Source organism: Streptomyces sp. NBC_00029 (genome assembly GCF_045160505.1).
Taxonomy (GTDB): Bacteria; Actinomycetota; Actinomycetes; order Streptomycetales; family Streptomycetaceae; genus Streptomyces.
Genome location: NZ_CP108292.1, coordinates 4,908,351 through 4,925,409 on the forward strand (window position 1 = coordinate 4,908,351; position 17,059 = coordinate 4,925,409).

The following is a 17,059-nucleotide window of genomic DNA, read 5'->3' on the forward strand; positions in this document are numbered from 1 at the left end:
GGAAGGTCCCCTTTCACGGGCGGGTGCTGGGGCCGGGCAGGGCGCAGGCTTCCGAACTGCCGGGCATACGCTGCCTATTGTTCGCCACCCAGCGGTAACCGACTGCCGCGCAAGCCCTGATGCCGGGCGTGCGCAGCAGGGCCGCTGCCAGCCGGTACCCGCGTACGGGCGAGTCCCGTACGAATTCCGCCAGCGCCTGCGCCCCGCCGGCCAGGACACGCCCGTCCAGGAGGAGGAGTACCTCCCGGTCCAGACGCTCCGCATGCGGGTCGGCGACCTCGTCCGGGAGTGACTGCCAGGGCACGGCACGCACCGTGGGCCGAGCGCCGGCGGTGATCCGATTCACGGTGGCCTGACAGAAGCCGCAGTCCCCGTCGAACGCCAGGACGGCGTCGGCCGGGACGGGCTCGCGGCGGCGCAGGGCCGCGCGGGCCCGGTCCAGGGCGGTCTCCAGCGCCCCGCTCAGGAACACGAGGTCGCACGCCACCATCGTGAGGGCGAAGCCGGTCAGGCCCATGACGACGCCGATGGACACATGGAAACCGATGGAGACGACGGCAGCCCAGGGCCGCAGCCGCGGCACGAGGATGCCCATGGGGAAGTACACCAGGAACAGCGTGGTGGAGTACGTCCCGATGAAGACGAGATAGTCGTTGCCGAACACCAGCTCGGACACGCCGGGGAGGTTGAACTCGGACACGCGCAGGACGTAGAACAGCGCCGTTCCGTCCTGCCACATGCGGCCCTGCACTTTGTACAGCCCGCTGACGACGTAGACCAGGCACATCTGGACGGCGATGGCGAGTACACCAAGATTGTGCAGCGGTGTGGACAGCGACCGCAGCACTGGGGGAACGCGCCGGGCGAGCGCGCGGGCGAGACCGGTGGGGTAGGAGAAGCGGTCGTAGCAGCGCGTCAGCAGGAGCATCGGGATGACGAGATAGGCGAGGTTGTCCCCGCCGTCGAGCAGTACGGGCTGACGCTGGTAGACCGACCACAGGAGGGCCCAGTGAACGGCGAGGCCGAGCCGGCCGCCGACACCGCAGGTGACCGCCAGCGCGGCCAGCATCCCCGCGTGGAAGACGATTTCGAACCACAGCGTGGAGTCGCTCAAGGTGTAGAGGCTGAAGGTGCCGTTCTCGTGGATCTGGGCGGTGAAGTCCGCCCAGGGCAGCACCCCGGCCGGACCGAAGAGGAACCTCCGGTCGCCGTACTGGCTCGCGTAGTACATGAAGCCGACGAAGCCGAGCAGCATGCGGGTTCCGCTCACCCCCAGCACGCTGAGGGGTCGGCTGCCGACCGCGTCCAGCCGTTCGAGGAGCCGGTTCGTACGGGTACGGCTCACAGGAGATCCCCGGCCTTCATCCATTCCATGTCGTAGGCGTCGACCTGGCCTTCCGCAGCGGGATCGTGCCGCTCCGACCACGGGGGGAGCGTCTGGATGTACATGCGGACCTGCACCTGCTCGGGAGGGGCGCCGTCGCCGCACGTGTGGGCGGGCAACTGCGTGAGGGAGTAGCGGGAAACGAAGCGCAGGGCTTCCTGCTGGGATGTCTTCTCGTGGGGCATGAGGGGCAGTTCGGTCTTGTTCTTCGCCCGCTCGGACTCCCGCAGCCGGGCCAGCACGGCGTCCGAACCGCTCAGCTGCTGCATGTTCCCGGTCACCAGCCGGGACATGCGCGAGGGGAAGAACCTGCTGCTCTGCGCCGCTGCTATGTACTTCGCCGTCACGTCGTAGAAGGAGGTGACCGAGCCGTCGCGGCATCGCGCCCGGGCCAGGATTCCCCTGTTCTCCGACAGCGGGTCGGGTGCGAAGAGCATCCAGTTCTGGGCGGAGTACGGCTCCAGATAGGTGGCGACCTTGTTGTAGTGCCGGATCTTCATCGGTGTGAGGGGCATCTGGGAGAAGGCTGCGGCGGCGAAGTGAAGGCCCAGGAGGGCGGCACCGATGAGCAGTGCCGCCCTCCTGGTCAAGCGGTGATCTCTCACTTGTCGAAGACCGTCTCGACGGACGTGCCCTCGGGGATGCCGGCCGGGCTGACGCCGCCGGTGAACTGGCTGGCGGCATCGGCCACCGACGGGCAGGCGGCCTTGGCGTGCACCCAGGCCTTGCCGGCGAACTTGCCTGCAGCCTTGCCGACGAAGGAACCGAAGCCCATCGGGCCGTTCTGGGGTCCGTCGACGGAAGCGACCGCGGCAGGAACCTCCTGCGCAGTGGCGGCCTGCGCGGACCCCTGGGTGGTGACGACCAGGGCCGCACCGCCGAGGGCTACACCGATGCCTGCCAGTGCCTTCTTCATTTCCTCAACTGCCTCTCTCGTGGATCTCTGCCCGCCCGGTTCGAAGTGGGATTCGCCGCGCGGACCATTTCGGGTGAGCGGCGTGCGGGAGCACGCCGGCGCCACTCGACGATCATGATTTCGGCACCGTCCGGCCGTTCGGTACCGGCCACTTGGCCGGACGAACCCGCCAGCTGGCTTCAGCGGGCGCGGAGATGCGCGGGAGGGGCCGGGGCAGGCCGACTCAGGGGGACGTGGCCTCGGCGGCGTGCCGGGTCGGGAAGGAGGCGGTCACGAGATGCCCGCCGTCGTCGGTGGGGCGGGCCTCGAAGGTACCGCCGACGAGGTGGGCGCGTTCCGCCAGCCCGATGAGGCCGTAGCCGCCGGAGGGCAGGTCCGGGTCGGGGTGCGGGTCGGTGAGGCCGGGCGGGCCGTTGTGAATCCGGAGGCACAGGTGTCCGTCCGACTCGTGGAGCCGCACGCTGACGACGGCCCCCGGCGCGTGCTTGCGGATGTTGGTCAGAGCTTCCTGGACCGTGCGGTATACCGCGTGCTGGACCAAGGTGGGCCACCGGCTCGGGGAGCCGGTGGCAGGCTGAAGGAGGCGCGGGTCGATCCGCGCCTCGACCTCGAGCTGGCACTCGCGGATGAGCTGCGGCAGGCCGGCGAGCCGGGGCTGGGGCGCACCGGTGTCAGCGCGGTTGCCGCCGTCCCGCAGGACCCCGACCACCTGGCGCAGCTCGTCCAGAGTGCGGGCGGCCATGGTGCGCACGGCGCAGGCGGAATCCCGCACCGCGGGGTCGGACGTGGTCATCTGCAGTGCGGCGGCCTCGACGCTGATCAGGCTCACCTGATGGGCCACGACGTCGTGCATCTCACGGGCCAGGCGGGTGCGCTCGGCCACCAGCAGCCGCTCCGCCGACAGTGCGTCCTCGCGCGAGCGTGCCGCGGCGAGGTCGGCGACGCGTGCAGTGAGTTCCGCGCGGCTGCTGACGAGCAGGCCCAGCGTGACCGGCAGGATGGCCTGGGCAACGGCGTCCATCAGGATGAAGTAGTCGGTGGGGTTGTCCCACGTGGCTTCCTCGGGGTTCAGCGTGTAGCCGCTCCAGAGGAGGAACACGACGGTGCACACGGTGACCACGCGGCGACGGGTGGCCATGAGCGCCACCGTGTACAGCGCGATCATGCTGGGGATGCAACTGTCCAGGTACATCCCGGGCAGGGTCGTGAGGAACGTGGCGATCGGCCAGCGACGCCGGGCCAGCACGACCACGGGCAGCGCACACAGGGCCACCGTCGCCCAGAACAGCTTCCGGGAGTCGTTCGTGTCGGCGTACGCCCATTCCAACTGGACGGCGATGTCGACGGTGGCGGCGCACGCCGGGAGCAGCAGCCATAGGGCCTGGGATGCCCTCACCTGCCGATTTGCTCCGAACACCCGTTTGCCCCTTCGAAGTTACTCGTTGGTTACTTTGCGACTATAGGGCCCGCCGGCTGGGGGTCCTCCCGGCGGTTTCGCGCTCGCCCGCCAGGTGCATCGAGGACGACTGCCGGAGTGCGCCGGAGGTGGAGGCGTGGCGCCGGCCGGGCGGCGATGGCAGCGAGCGCCGACATGCTCGCCGGAGGCTGACGGTGCTCTGGCGGCAGGACGCGTCCGGTGAGGTGAGCGCTGTCCTGTCGGGGCAGCCGCTGCGGCGGGACTCGGATGGCAGCGGAAGGCGTGCGAGGCCCAACCCGGCGCTCCACTCGGTCACTTATCGCACGCGAATGGCACGATGGGCCGGAGAGGTCTGGACAACGACGAAGGCCCAGGTCTATGACCTGGGCCTTCGTTCAAGAGCGGATGACGGGAATCGAACCCGCGCCACAAGCTTGGGAATCTACTGCGCGGAACGCCTCTGCATAGCATCTGACCTGCGAAGATGATCCCAAGGCGTGGGTGACGAGGGGGGCGTACCGGCCCCCTGCTGACCGCTGCTCACCGCCCCGGAGGGCACGGCTGGGGCACGCACCGAGTTGAGCGCGCTGCGCCGGCCCCGACGGCGTGTCCGGAGTCGTCGGCGACGCATGTGCCCGAGTGCTTGGCCGGGGGCGCGGCCTCGTGCCTTCCAGCCGTTGACGCGCGCGGCGGCGGCTCACACGGGCGAGTGACGCGGAAATCTGCGCTGATTGTGTCGCAAGGGCAAGGGAGCCTTGGGCCGACGGCGTGCGGCGCGCTGGACCTGGCAGCCAATCGGCGTAGCCCGGATTTGCGCTGCATAAAAACGTCTTACGTATGTCCATATTCTTGCCTGAGTTTCCCCCTGAGCCCGTTCGCTTCCGGTCGCCGCGCGTGTGAGCCAGCTGCACCAGGAACGCGACATGAGGCTTTCCGCTCTCGATTCCTGGAGAACCGTATGCGCGTTGCCGTCACCGGTGGCGGTGGATTCCTCGGGTCGCATCTCTGTGAGGCCCTGCTCAGGCGTGGGGACTCCGTGGTGTGTCTGGACAATTTCTCGACAGGCGAGCCCGGGAACATTGCACACCTGCTGCCCAATCCGGCCTTCGAATTCATTCGTGCAGATGTCAGCGTCTCCGCCGAGGTGCCTGGCCGCGTCGACGCCGTTGCCCACCTGGCGAGCCCGGCGTCGCCGCCCGACTACCTGCGCCAGCCGCTGGAAACGCTGGCTGTCGGCAGCAGGGGGACGGAGAACGCCCTCCGGCTGGCGCTGCGCCACCATGCCCGGTTCATCCTCGCGTCGACGAGCGAGGTCTACGGGGACCCGCTGGTCCACCCGCAGGACGAGGACTACTGGGGCAACGTCAATTCCGTCGGACCTCGCAGCGTGTACGACGAGGCGAAACGATTTGCCGAGGCGATCTCGGTCGCATACCGCCGCACCCACGGTCTGAATGTCGGTATCGCACGGATCTTCAACACCTACGGTCCGCGCATGCGCCCGCACGACGGACGGGTGGTCTCCAGCTTCATCACCCAGGCCCTCACCGGCGAACCCCTGACCATTTACGGCGACGGAAAGCAGACCCGGAGTTTCTGTTACGTCGACGATCTGGTCCGCGGTCTCGTCGCCCTGCTCGACTCCTCCGAGGCCGGGCCCTTCAACCTGGGGAATCCGGTCGAGCGAACGGTCACCGAGCTCGCCGAGATGGTGCTGGAACTCACCGGCTCGCCGTCGGAGATCCAGTACCACCCGCTCCCCGTCGACGACCCGACCCGCAGGCGCCCGGTCATCACCCGGGCGCGGGACGCACTCGGCTGGTCGCCCGAGGTGGACATCGAGGAGGGGCTGCGCAGGACGAGCGCCTGGTTCGCCGCCCGTCCCGCCGACCTCTCGGCCGGGGCCGCCGCGATCCGCGGCGGCCAGGAGGACGGGATGCCGCCCCCGAGGAAGTACGCCGGCGCCATGTCCGTCACGGCGGAATCCGTCCCCGCGCAGGCCTGAACAACCCGGATCCTCCACCTCCGGCGGGGAGCGGCGTGACCGCACGCCCTCCCCGCGCCCCTTTCCCGACAAGGCGGCCGTGAGGCTCTCGCGGCGCCACACCGAGATCATCCCGGAGCGCGCTCACATGACCCCGACCCAGCCAGGGCTCGTACGCGAGGCTGCCGCGACCGACGGCCGCATCCCCGGCCCGTCCGGAGAGCAGGCCACACTCAAGGACCAGATTCGCGAGCTCTCCCGGGGTCGGGTTGCCGAGGTTCCTCCCGACGGGCCCGTCTTCGCCGAGCCGCGCCGCGCCCTGGAAACCCGCCCCACGAGCTTCGTCCGCCAGTTCGGGACAGCCGACCGGGTCAAGGTGGCGGCGCTCACCCTGGGGTGGGTGGGCTGCCTCGTCTGGTTCTGGGTCTGGTGGCTGAGTCCCGAGCACCGGATCGGCTGGGTGGGCCTGGCCGTCAACAGCGCGCTGCTGCTCTACCTGGCGCTGCTGCCCGTGCACTTCCTGGTCGCGGTCGTCCGCCTGCGCCGTTTCGACTCGCAGATCGAAGTCCCGCTGGTGCGTGCGGCGTTCGTCGTCACCCGCGCCCCTTCCGAGCACTGGGACATCGCCCGCACCACGCTGGAGGCGATGCTCCAGCAGGACTATCCCCACCCCTACGACGTATGGCTGTGCGACGAGGACCCCTCCAGCGACGTCCTGGACTGGTGCGAGGCGAACGGCGTACGTGTCTCCTGCCGCCGGGACCGACCGGACTACCACCGGCCGACATGGCCCCGCCGCACCCGCTGCAAGGAGGGCAACCTCGCCTTCTTCTACGACCACTGGGGCTACCGGGACTACGACGTCGTCGCCCAGCTGGACTGCGACCACGTGCCGAGCCGCACGTACCTGACCGAGATGGTGCGTCCGTTCTCCGATCCCGCGATCGGCTACGTGGCCGCCCCGAGCGTGTGCGACGCCAACGCCGAAGTCTCCTGGTCCGCCCGCGGCCGACTGCACCGGGAGGCCGTCTTCCACGGGGCCGTTCAGCTCGGCCACTCGGCCGGCCTCGCACCCTTGTGCATCGGCTCCCACTACGCGGTGCGTACGGAGGCGGTCCGGGACATCGGCGGCATCGGGCCCGAACTCGCCGAGGACTTCTCGACCACGTTCCTCATGAACTCGGCCGGCTGGCAGGGATCGTTCGCCATCGATGCCCATGCGAGCGGCGACGGCCCCGTCACCTTCGCCGCCATGGCCACCCAGGAGTTCCAGTGGTCCCGCAGCCTAGCGGTGATGCTCTTCGGGATGCTGCCACGCCACCTGAGCCGCATGCGGGGCTGGCTGCGCCTGCGGTTCGCCTTCGCCCTCTCCTACTACCCGTTGCTCGCCGCGACCACGACGATGGGGCTGGCTCTGCCTCCGGTGGCGGCCGTCACCGGTCTGCCGTGGATCAACGTGAACTACTTCTCGTTCCTCGGCCACTTCTGGGCGATGTCCGTATGGCTGATCCTCCTCACCGCGCTCGTGCGCCGACGCGGACTGCTCCGCCCGGCCAAGGCCCCGGTCCTGAGCTGGGAGAGCTGGCTCTTCGGCCTCGCCCGCTGGCCCTTCGTCGCCTGGGGGGTGGGCGCGGCCTTGGTGCAGAAGCTGCGCCCCCGGCCGGTGGTCTTCAAGGTGACACCCAAGTCGACCGACGGGCTCGAGCCCCTGCCGCTGCGGCTCGTGGCGCCCTACCTGATCATCACCACCGCCCTGTCCTGCGCGGCCGTGACCGGCGAACTCACCGGTCCCGCCGCGGGATATGTCTTCCTGTGCATCCTCGGCTCGCTCTCGTACGCGCTGGTCACCCTCATCGTCGCCGGGCTGCACATCGTGGAGATGGCCCGGGCCGCGGGAGTGCCGAGGCACAAGGCCGTGGTGACGGCCCGACTGCCGCTGCTCGCCGGAGCCCTCGCGCTGCTGCCGCTCGCCCTGGCCATCGGCCTGTTCCCGGTCTACGCGGCAGGCATCTTCGGCTGGTGACACCGGCGCACCGGCTCTCCACCCCCACTTCACCCCCAAGACGATCACGGAGAAGGGATCCCACCCGCATGCCCACGACGGTCCTGGTCACCGGCGGTGCCGGCTTCATCGGCAGCCACACCTGTGTTGAACTGCTCCAGCACGGCTACGAGGTGGTCGTCGTCGACGACCACTCGAACAGCTCACCGGAGTCCCTGGAGCGCATCGCGAAGATCGCGGGACGCCCGATCGCCGCCGTTCACCGGGCCGATCTGCGGGACCGGCGCGCGCTGGACGCCGTATTCGCCTCACACCCGATCGACGCGGTGATCCACTTCGCCGCGAAGAAGGCGGTGGGCGAGTCCGTGGAGATCCCGATCGCCTACTACGACATCAACGTCGGGGGTACGACCGCCCTGCTGTCGGCCATGCACGCGCACGGAGTGCACCGGCTGGTGTTCTCCTCGTCCTGCTCGATCTACGGGGACGCCACCAAGGTGCCCCTGACGGAAGGGGATCCGGCGGCCCCGACCAATCCGTACGCCGCGACGAAGTGGCTCTGCGAGCAAGTACTGGCCGACACCTGCCGCCGCCTGCCCGAACTCAGCGTGCTGGCCCTGCGGTACTTCAACCCCGTCGGCGCCCACCCGTCCGGACTGCTGGGCGAAGACCCCCGCGGAGTGCCCAACAACATCATGCCGTACCTGGCACAGGTCGCCGTCGGCCGCCGCGAACGGCTCAGCGTCTTCGGCGACGACTACCCCACCCCCGACGGGACCGGCATCCGTGACTACATCCACGTCATGGACGTGGCCGAGGGCCACCGGCGCGCCCTCGAACACCTCGGGGACGAGAACGGGATGCGCGTCTTCAACCTCGGTACCGGGGTGGGGTCCTCCGTCCTCGACCTCGTCGCCGCCTTCGAGCGGGCCTGCGGCAGGCCGATCCCCTACGAGGTGACCGGGCGCCGCCCGGGCGACGTGACCGAGCTCGTCGCCGATCCCACCGCGGTGGCAAAGGCCTGGGGCTGGGCCGCGACCCGGGATCTCGCCACGATGTGCCGCGATGCGTGGCGCTTCCAGGAACTCAACCCCTCGGGCTACACGGGCTGACACGTCCGAGCCCGCCCCCGCCTCATCCCATTCCCCATTCACAGCAGTTCGTCTGACAGGAGATGCGCATGCGCCTGACCGTCATCGGTACGGGATACCTCGGAGCCGTGCACGCGGCGTGCATGGCGGACATCGGACACGAGGTCCTCGGCGTGGATGTCGATGCCGAAAAGATCAGAGCCCTCACCGAGGGCAGACCCCCCTTCTTCGAGCCCGGGCTCGACGAGGTGCTGACCCGGGCCATCGACTCCGGGCGCCTGCGCTTCTCCACCTCCCTCAGCGAGGCGGCGGCCTTCGGTGAGGTCCACTTCGTCTGCGTGGGCACCCCGCAGCAGGCCGGCTCGGACGCCGCCGACCTGCGCCACGTCGACGCCGTCATCGACGGGCTGGTCCCCCACCTGAGCAGCCCTTGCCTGATCGTGGGCAAGTCCACCGTGCCGGTGGGCACCACACCCCGTATCGCGGCCCGACTGAGGGGGCTCGCCCCCGAGGGCATCGACGTGGAGGTCGCCTGGAACCCGGAGTTCCTGCGCGAGGGGTTCGCGGTCGAGGACACGCTGCGGCCCGACCGGCTCGTGGCGGGCGTCACCTCACCCCGCGCGGACCGGATCCTGCGCGAGGTGTACGCCCCCATGCTCGACGCCGGCATTCCGTACATCAGCACCGACCCCGCCACCGCAGAGCTGGTCAAGGTCGCGGCGAACTCCTTCCTCGCGACCAAGATCTCGTTCATCAACGCGATGGCGGAGGTCTGCGACGCGGCCGGTGCCGATGTGAGCACCCTCGCCGACGCGCTCGGACACGACACCCGCATCGGGCGCCGCTTCCTCAACGCCGGCCTCGGGTTCGGCGGCGGCTGCCTGCCCAAGGACATCCGGGCGTTCACCGCGCGGGCCCGGGAACTCGGCGTCGAGGAGGCGGTGAGCTTCCTGCGCCAGGTCGACGACATCAACCTGCGCCAGCGGCTGCGGACCGTCGCCATCGCCCGCGACCTGGTGGGCGGTGCGTTCTCCGGACACCGCATCGCGGTCCTGGGCGCCACCTTCAAGCCGAACAGCGACGACGTCCGCGATTCGCCGGCCCTCGCCGTCGCGGCGGCCGTCCACCGCGAGGGCGGTGAGGTACGGGTCCACGACCCCGAGGGCATCTACAACGCCCACCTGGCCCACCCCGAGCTGCGCTACGAGGACGACGTGCTGACCGCGTGCCGGGGGGCCGATGTCGTGCTGCACCTGACCGAGTGGAGCCAGTACCGGGAGGCCGACCCGGTGAAGCTGGCACGCGTGGTGTGCGCACCGCGCCTGGTCGATGCCCGCAACAACCTCGACGCGGGTCTGTGGCGCTCCGCCGGCTGGACCGTCCGGACACTGGGCAGGCCCGGCCCCGCCACCGTGCCCGCACCCCAGCGGAGCGGCGGCGCCCTGGGTCAGTCCTCGGCGCGTGGCTGCGCGGCACCTGCGGAGGGCGCTGTGCTCAGCCGTGCCCCGAAGTAGTCGACCTGGCCCGGGTTGACGCCGACCGACTGCAGCGCGACGGCGCCGTCCAGCTGGTCGGCGCACTGGGAGACGAGAGGGGTGGCCCCGGCCGCATCGGTGACCGGGGCCACCGCGCCCGCGAGGCACGGGTCGGCGGTGCTGCCCGTCAGGACGGTACCGAGCAGTTCCTGTCCGGCCCGCTTCCGCCAGGCAGCCAGGTCGGAGTACCGGGTCTTGCCCCACTGCACCTGCCAGTCGCCGGTGCTGAAGTAGTCGTTGCCCTGCAGACGAACCAGGCCCTGCGTGTAGTTGGTGTCCGAATCCACCACGGGAGCCCCGTTGGTGACGAAGATGTTGTTGCGGACGGATACTTCGCTCATTCCGTTCCGCAGTCGCAGGGCCGGAGGCCGGTCGGCGCTGCTCGACCGCAGGATCACGGTGTTGTGGTAGATCTCCAGATTCCGCAGGAGGTCGCCGAAGGCCACGATGCCGCCGTACCAGGACAGCTTCCTGGCGTCGTCCCAGCTGTAGTTGAACCGCACGACGTTGTCCTTGTGCGCGTTGCTCGGCTCACCTGAATACACCAGGAAGCCCGCGCCGTCGTTGCCGTAGGACAGGTTGTACTGGAGCACCGAGGACGAGACGTTGTTGTCCAGACCGAAACCCCCGCCGTCGACGCGGGACCCGGTGCGGTTGCGGTAGGCCTTGTTGTTCTGGATGATCACGCGGGTCGAGTCGTAGGTCCAGATTCCCTCGGGCCCCTCCTTGGCCAGGGCCGAGGATTTGGCACCGTTGTCGTACGAGAGCGACTGCTGAACGGTCGAGCCCCGAACGCTGCCGAGGACGATGCCGCTGCCCGTGTTGCGGTCGTCCGCCGTCGGGTCTCCGGGATTGCTGTACGCCTTGACCCGCGTGATCGTGAGCTTCTCGTGCGCGTAGCGGGGATCCTTCGCCTTGAACTGCGGCCCGTAGGTGACCAGTCCGGCGTCCTGATTGTGGTGCACTGCCGAGTCGCTGATCCGGATGTCGCCGAACCCCGAGGACTTGGGGCCCGCGCCGAGGCGGATTCCGTTCTGGAACCGGGACACGTCGACGCCGGTGATCCGCACGTGGTTCAGGCGCTTCCCGCCGGGGAGGTCGTTGAAGAAGCTGATGCCGTCCGAGCTGCCCTGAGCCTTGGCATCGCCGACGATGGCCAGATCGCGGATCTCCACGCCGGCGGTGTTGTAGACGGCGATGCCGGCCGAGCCGCGCGGCGCGATGGTGGCCCGACCAGCGCCGTACGAATCGATCATGACGGGTTTCGGCGCGCTGCCCGCGTCACCCTCACCGATGGTCAGCCCACCCGGGAAGCGCGCGCCGCCTTTGAGCCGGAGACGGTCTCCCGGCCGGAACGGCACCTGGTCGGCCCTGCCGAGGGTGCGCCAGGCGGTCGCCTCGGACAGCCCGTCGCGATCGTCATCGCCGTCCGGACTCACGTAGAACGTGAGGGGCCCCTTGATGGGAGGCCGCGGTGGCGTGTAGGGCTTGAGCACACCGCATCCGGAGAGCAGGGCGATCGCTCCCACTGTCACACCCGCGACGCATTTCGCCCCACCACGGCGACCCCACCCGGCGGTCCGACGGTTGCGCATCATCCCGGTGTCCCCATTCCGCTCGGCTCCGCACCTCGCGTAACAAGGTGCCAGAAGCCACAGGTGCGTTACGTCCGTGACATGGGGATAACTCCCTATCTTTAACTTGACGCCCGAATAGAGCTTGGTTATCCGATTTTGTGCAAGTCGGTCACCTGGATCGGAGCGCTGCTGACGAGCCGCTGCAGGATTCCGCATCTGGCGCGGATCTGGCACGGGAGGGGTGGAGGGGCCTGGGCAACACAAAAGCCCCGGGTCGACGACCTGGGGCTTTGTTTGGAGCGGATGACGGGAATCGAACCCGCGCTATAAGCTTGGGAAGCTCATGTTCTACCATTAAACTACATCCGCACAGCGGGCCAGTTGCCTGGATCCCTGGTTTTTCCCACTCTACCCCATGATCGACCCCCGGCGAATTTGCCGCGGGGTCGTTGTCGTGTGTGGTGTGCACCGAGGCGTGTGTGTGCGGGAGTTGGGGCGTACCGTGTGGGTGCGGAGCGGCGGCTGGAGCGGGTACCGATCGTCCCCTAATGTGGCGGTTCGTCGCAGTACAGCTCGTTGGGGAAAGGGACTCGATGGAGCACACCGTCGTCCGTTGTGCCGAAGGGCACGTTTTCAGTACCGCCTCCTTCCCGCTGCAGCACCTCGGTGCCGGCCGGATCGGGCCCGGGCGGCTGCTGCGGTGTCCACGGTGTGCGCGGTTGCGGCATGCCGTTCCCGTGGGGGGCGCGAAGCGATAGTCGCCGGGCCGGGCGCGCGGGTCGTCGCTCTCGATTGGGGGTGGCCCGCGCGCTCTGCGTATCCTCGGGACGTGCTTCTCTCTGACAAAGACATCCGGGCCGAGATCGACAGCGGACGGGTTCGCATCGACCCGTTCGAGGAGTCGATGGTGCAGCCCTCCAGCATCGATGTACGTCTCGACCGGTTCTTCCGGGTGTTCGAGAACCACCGCTACGCCCACATCGACCCGGCGATCGAGCAGGCGGATCTGACCCGGATGGTCGAGCCGGAGGGCGACGAGGCGTTCATCCTCCACCCCGGTGAGTTCGTCCTCGCCTCGACCTACGAGGTCATCTCGCTGCCCGACGACATCGCCTCCCGGCTGGAGGGGAAGTCCAGCCTGGGCCGCCTCGGCCTGGTGACGCATTCGACCGCCGGGTTCATCGACCCCGGATTCTCGGGCCACGTGACCCTGGAGCTGTCGAACCTCGCCACCCTGCCGATCAAGCTGTGGCCGGGCATGAAGATCGGGCAGCTGTGCATGTTCCGGCTCAGCTCGCCCGCCGAGTTCCCGTACGGCAGCGAGCGCTACGGGTCGAGGTACCAGGGGCAGCGCGGGCCGACCGCCTCGCGCTCCTTCCAGAACTTCCACCGCACCCAGGTGAGGCACGAGGCATGAGCGACGTACGCGAGAACCTGACCTACGCCGGCTTCGGGCGCGCCGTGCGCGAGCTGGCGCAGACGATCGCCGACGACGGCTACGAGCCCGACATCATCCTGAGCATCGCCCGCGGCGGCGTGTTCGTCGCCGGCGGGCTGGCGTACGCGCTCGACTGCAAGAACATCCACCTGGTGAACGTCGAGTTCTACACCGGCGTCGGGACCACGCTGGAGATGCCGGTCATGCTGGCGCCCGTGCCCGAGGCGATCGACTTCACCGACAAGAAGGTCCTCATCGCCGATGACGTGGCCGACACCGGCAAGACCCTGAAGCTGGTCCACGACTTCTGCCTGGGCCACGTCGCCGAGGTGCGCTCAGCCGTCATCTACGAGAAGTCCCACTCGCTCGTGAAGTGCGAGTACGTGTGGAAGAAGACCGACGAGTGGATCAACTTCCCCTGGTCGGTCGAGCCGCCCGTGGTGAAGCGCGAGGGCCAGGTCCTCGACGCCTGATCCGCTCCGGAAGCTTCCTGTTCCGCCCGCCGAGTGCTGTCCGCACGCGGCGGGCGGAGTCGTTTCATGGGCTGGTCCGATGATCCCCCGATAGGGCTCTTGAGTCCGATGGTCCGATGGCCGAAGACGCATGAGGAACGGCAGACCGTTCCGCGGAGTACATGCAGATCGGCACAAGGAGGACGAATGAGCCCCGAGCACGGGCAACGGTCAGCACTCGGTCCGCTCCCCACGAGGGGGCGATGGGTCGTGGGCGGCACGATGGCGTCGCTGGTCCTGGTGATGCTGGGCTTCAGCAGTGGCACCGTCGCCGCGGCGGGCCCGCAGTACGCGGCGACCGCCGGCGTCGGCCAGGCCGATCCGCACCCCGACAAGTGCCGCAAGCCGAACAAGGGCGGCCACGGGCCCGAGGTGATGGGCTCGGAGCACGAGACCGCGGACCGGTGCAAGGACGGCAAGGGCGTCGTCGGGCCGCAGGGCCCCACCGGGCCCCCCGGACCGCAGGGCGCCACCGGAGCGACGGGCGCACCCGGTGCGGACGGCGCACCCGGAGCGACGGGCGCCACCGGTACGCCCGGTGTGGACGGCGCGCCCGGAGGCACCGGTGCAACCGGCGCAACTGGTGCGCCCGGAGTCAGCGGGCGTGAGGTCGTGACCGCCAGCGAGACCGGGACCCCCGGCCAGTTCGTCGACATCACGGTGGCGTGTCCCACCGGGAAGACCGTGCTCGGTGGCGGCTTCAACGCGCCCGCGGCCAACGCCCGCGTCCTCGCCTCCCGTCCCGACGGAGCCGGATGGACCGGACTCTTCTTCGTCGACCCGGGGGGCGGCATCGAGTTCACCGTCTACGCCGTTTGCGCCAACGTGACCCCCTGACGCCGGGCGTACGCAGAAGGGCCCCCGGCCGGTGCCGGGGGCCCTTCTCGTACGACGGTGCGGACGGGTGCGGGGGTGGGCTAGATCGTGCCCAGCTTGATGATCGAGAGCAGCGCGACCAGCTGGATCGCGGACGCGCCCAGGGCCTTCGGCCACGGCAGGTCGTGCGTCTTGCTGACCATCGAGGTGAAGAGCGCTCCGGCGGCCACCCAGGTGGCCCAGCCCAGGATCTGGACGATCATGTTGTCGCCGCCGAGGAACACGGCGAACAGCAGGCGCGGGGCGTCCGTGATGGACATGACCAGCATCGACAGGCCCACGGTCGGCTGCCACGTGCCGTCGCCGCCCAGCTGGCGCGCCAGCGTGTGCGTGACCGCGCCCAGGATCAGGCCGCAGATGACGAAGGCCACGCCGGCGGACAGGACGATCGGGATGGCCTTCGGCACGGTCGACTTGATGACGTCGTCGCGGGCGTCGTCGAGGCCGAAGACCGCGAGGAGCCCGTAGAGGAAGGTCACGATCAGCGCGGGACCCCAGACGGCGTAGTCGCGCATCTGCAGGAAGGTCTGCCCCGGCCGCGTCACGATGCCGCGGAGCAGCTCCTTCCACGGCAGCCGCGGTCCGGCCGGCGCCGCCGCGGCCGAGCCCGCCTGGTACGTCGCGCCCTGGCCGTACGGGTCCTCGCCGACGGCGAAGACCTGGGTGTGCCCCGGGTTGTCGTTCGTGTAGCCCCCGCCGCCACCGGGGCCTCCGTGGCCGTACGGGGGCTGCTGCGCGTGCGGATGCTGCTGCCCGTACGGGTCGAAGTACTCCGGCTCGCCCTGGCCTCCGCCGCCCGGCTGAGGCCACTGCTGCTGCGGTGGCGGGCCGCCGACGGGAGGGTAGGGCGGCTGGCCGTACGGCGGCGGCGGTTGCTGCCGGCCGTACGACTGCTGCTGCTGCGGGGGTTGTTGCGGAGAGCGGTTGTTGTCCCGGCCGCGTCCGATCCTGAATCCAGCCACGTGATCGAACGTACCTGGTCCGGCGGGCGTCGGTGGCCGGGGTGCCGGAACCGCCACCCTTTGCGGCTGACCTGTGACATCCCTTAGGGGATCCCTGACGGGATGTCCCCACCCCGTGCCCGGCCCTCTCGTGCATCCGGTTTACGTGGTTGCGTCACAGTCTGCGGCTTTCCGTTACCTTGCCGACGGGATACCCGCATATCGGGTCCGTAGCTTCGTACGCGTCGTCGCCACGCAGCACGAACGAGCACGAGAAGAGCCCACACCATGCGCAACACTCGCCGGACCACCTTCCGCAGCGCCGCCGTCGTCGCCGGCGCGGCCGCCCTCCTGGCCCTCCCCGTCGGCTCCGCCCTCGCGGCCTCCCCGGCGTCCCCGGGCGCCCCCGGGACGGCCCCGAGCGTCCGCGCGTACGTCACCACCGTGAGGCTGGCGGACGGCTCCCTCGCCAAGGTCTACAAGGCCGGCGCCGGCCGCTTCGAGGCGGACGTCCTCGCCGGCTCCACGCGGCTGGACACGCTGGTCAGCAAGGGCGCGGCGGTGGCGTACGGGCAGAGCAACGGCCTGCACGTCGTGCTCCGGCCGGACGGCACCGTCACCTCCTGGATGGAGGGCGCACCGAAGCCGGCGCCGAAGCCCGACGCCGCGCAGCAGATCACGACGGAGAGCTCGGTGCGCGTCACCACGCCCGACGGGCGGATCGCCAAGCTCGTGGACGGCCCGAAGGGCAAGCGCGTCAAGGTCTCCACGCCGTACGGGCGCGCCGTCGCCGCGCTCGACCTCGAGCGGCCGAGCGCCTACGACGACGGCTGGACGTACAGGCTGGTCCAGGACGGCAAGCGCGTGAAGTTCGTCGTCATCGACGGCAGGAGCGGCGGGAACAGCTGGGTGTACGACTTCGACGGCAGGCTGATCGAGACGTACACGGTCGACACGGCGAAGAAGGGCGGCCCGGGCCTCGTCGTGCTGCGCCACCACGGCTGAGTGCCCGCACGACGGAGCGGCCGGCCCCCCTCGGTTGGGGGACCGGCCGCTCCGGTGCTGCGCGTGGCTCTACTTGGTCTCGGCCTCGGGCTTGGTCTCGGCCGCGGGCTCGGCCTCGGGCTTCGCATCGGCCGCAGCCTCTGCATCGGCCGCAGCCTCTGCCTCGGGCTTCGCATCGGCCTTGGTCTCCGGCTCGGCGTCCGCCGTCGGCCCTGCTTCCGGCTCGGCCGCTGCCTCGGTCTCGGCCGCAGCCTCCACCTCGGTCTCGGCCGCTGCCTTCGCTTCGGCCTCGGCCTTCGCCTTGGCCGTAGCCTCGGCTTCCGCCTTCGCCTTGGCCGCAGCCTCCGCCTCGGCGGCCGCCTTCGCCTTCGCCTTGGCTTC

At 69.9% G+C, this 17,059-nt stretch carries 14 protein-coding genes and 1 tRNA gene; 8 read left to right on the top strand and 7 right to left on the bottom strand.

What is annotated here, in order from left to right; translation table 11 throughout:
* Positions 1-13: 13 nt before the first annotated feature.
* The 4 genes from OG753_RS23000 to OG753_RS23015 all read right to left on the bottom strand — a co-directional run bounded on the left by OG753_RS23000 (position 14) and on the right by OG753_RS23015 (position 3,696).
* Positions 14-1,345 carry a DCC1-like thiol-disulfide oxidoreductase family protein gene (locus OG753_RS23000; RefSeq protein ID WP_327263582.1) on the bottom strand — a complete coding sequence of 444 codons (1,332 nt, stop codon included), beginning with the start codon at positions 1,343-1,345 and terminating at the stop codon, positions 14-16.
* The gene (locus OG753_RS23005; RefSeq protein ID WP_405789922.1) at positions 1,342-1,974 is read right to left on the bottom strand and encodes a DUF5819 family protein; all 633 of its coding nucleotides are present in this window, start codon (positions 1,972-1,974) and stop codon (positions 1,342-1,344) included. The genes OG753_RS23000 and OG753_RS23005 overlap by 4 nt, the downstream gene beginning before the upstream one ends.
* Before the next feature lie 11 nt (positions 1,975-1,985).
* Positions 1,986-2,300: a hypothetical protein gene (locus tag OG753_RS23010; RefSeq protein WP_327263584.1), complete on the bottom strand. Its 315-nt coding sequence runs from the start codon at positions 2,298-2,300 to the stop codon at positions 1,986-1,988.
* 223 nt (positions 2,301-2,523) lie between these two features.
* Positions 2,524-3,696 (bottom strand): histidine kinase, encoded by a 1,173-nt coding sequence (locus OG753_RS23015; RefSeq protein WP_327263585.1) that lies wholly within the window; start codon positions 3,694-3,696, stop codon positions 2,524-2,526.
* A gap of 979 nt (positions 3,697-4,675) precedes the next feature.
* Between OG753_RS23015 and OG753_RS23020 the strand changes: the two genes are divergently transcribed.
* The 4 genes from OG753_RS23020 (at position 4,676) to OG753_RS23035 (ending at position 10,308) form a co-directional block, all read left to right on the top strand.
* Complete coding sequence (locus OG753_RS23020; protein ID WP_405789923.1) at positions 4,676-5,722, top strand: UDP-glucuronic acid decarboxylase family protein; 1,047 nt, start codon at positions 4,676-4,678, stop codon at positions 5,720-5,722.
* A 127-nt stretch (positions 5,723-5,849) separates the two neighbouring features.
* Positions 5,850-7,724: a glycosyltransferase family 2 protein gene (locus tag OG753_RS23025; protein WP_405789925.1), complete on the top strand. Its 1,875-nt coding sequence runs from the start codon at positions 5,850-5,852 to the stop codon at positions 7,722-7,724.
* A gap of 68 nt (positions 7,725-7,792) precedes the next feature.
* On the top strand, positions 7,793-8,815 hold the full coding sequence (gene galE, locus OG753_RS23030; RefSeq protein WP_405789927.1) for a UDP-glucose 4-epimerase GalE: 1,023 nt from the start codon (positions 7,793-7,795) through the stop codon (positions 8,813-8,815).
* Between the two features lie 68 nt (positions 8,816-8,883).
* Positions 8,884-10,308 carry a UDP-glucose dehydrogenase family protein gene (locus OG753_RS23035; RefSeq protein WP_405789928.1) on the top strand — a complete coding sequence of 475 codons (1,425 nt, stop codon included), beginning with the start codon at positions 8,884-8,886 and terminating at the stop codon, positions 10,306-10,308.
* On the opposite strand, the gene OG753_RS23040 is transcribed toward OG753_RS23035, so the two are convergent.
* Positions 10,242-11,864 (bottom strand): right-handed parallel beta-helix repeat-containing protein, encoded by a 1,623-nt coding sequence (locus OG753_RS23040; RefSeq protein ID WP_405789930.1) that lies wholly within the window; start codon positions 11,862-11,864, stop codon positions 10,242-10,244. The genes OG753_RS23035 and OG753_RS23040 overlap by 67 nt on opposite strands.
* Positions 11,865-12,201: 337 nt before the next feature.
* Positions 12,202-12,275, bottom strand: a tRNA-Gly gene (locus tag OG753_RS23045).
* 460 nt (positions 12,276-12,735) lie between these two features.
* On the opposite strand from OG753_RS23045, the gene dcd reads away from it, so the two are divergent.
* The 3 genes from dcd (at position 12,736) to OG753_RS23060 (ending at position 14,693) form a co-directional block, all read left to right on the top strand.
* Positions 12,736-13,323 (top strand): dCTP deaminase, encoded by a 588-nt coding sequence (gene dcd, locus OG753_RS23050; protein WP_030009868.1) that lies wholly within the window; start codon positions 12,736-12,738, stop codon positions 13,321-13,323.
* Positions 13,320-13,817, top strand: coding sequence for a phosphoribosyltransferase (locus tag OG753_RS23055; protein ID WP_327263596.1), 498 nt, complete (start codon positions 13,320-13,322; stop codon positions 13,815-13,817). Before dcd ends, OG753_RS23055 begins: the two co-directional genes overlap by 4 nt.
* A 186-nt stretch (positions 13,818-14,003) precedes the next feature.
* Positions 14,004-14,693, top strand: a complete 690-nt coding sequence (locus tag OG753_RS23060; protein WP_405789933.1) for a hypothetical protein — start codon at positions 14,004-14,006, stop codon at positions 14,691-14,693.
* A gap of 80 nt (positions 14,694-14,773) precedes the next feature.
* On the opposite strand, the gene OG753_RS23065 is transcribed toward OG753_RS23060, so the two are convergent.
* Complete coding sequence (locus OG753_RS23065) at positions 14,774-15,694, bottom strand: Yip1 family protein (RefSeq protein ID WP_327263598.1); 921 nt, start codon at positions 15,692-15,694, stop codon at positions 14,774-14,776.
* Between the two features lie 267 nt (positions 15,695-15,961).
* Between OG753_RS23065 and OG753_RS23070 the strand changes: the two genes are divergently transcribed.
* Positions 15,962-16,678 carry a hypothetical protein gene (locus tag OG753_RS23070; protein WP_405789935.1) on the top strand — a complete coding sequence of 239 codons (717 nt, stop codon included), beginning with the start codon at positions 15,962-15,964 and terminating at the stop codon, positions 16,676-16,678.
* The last annotated feature ends 381 nt before the right edge of the window (positions 16,679-17,059 follow it).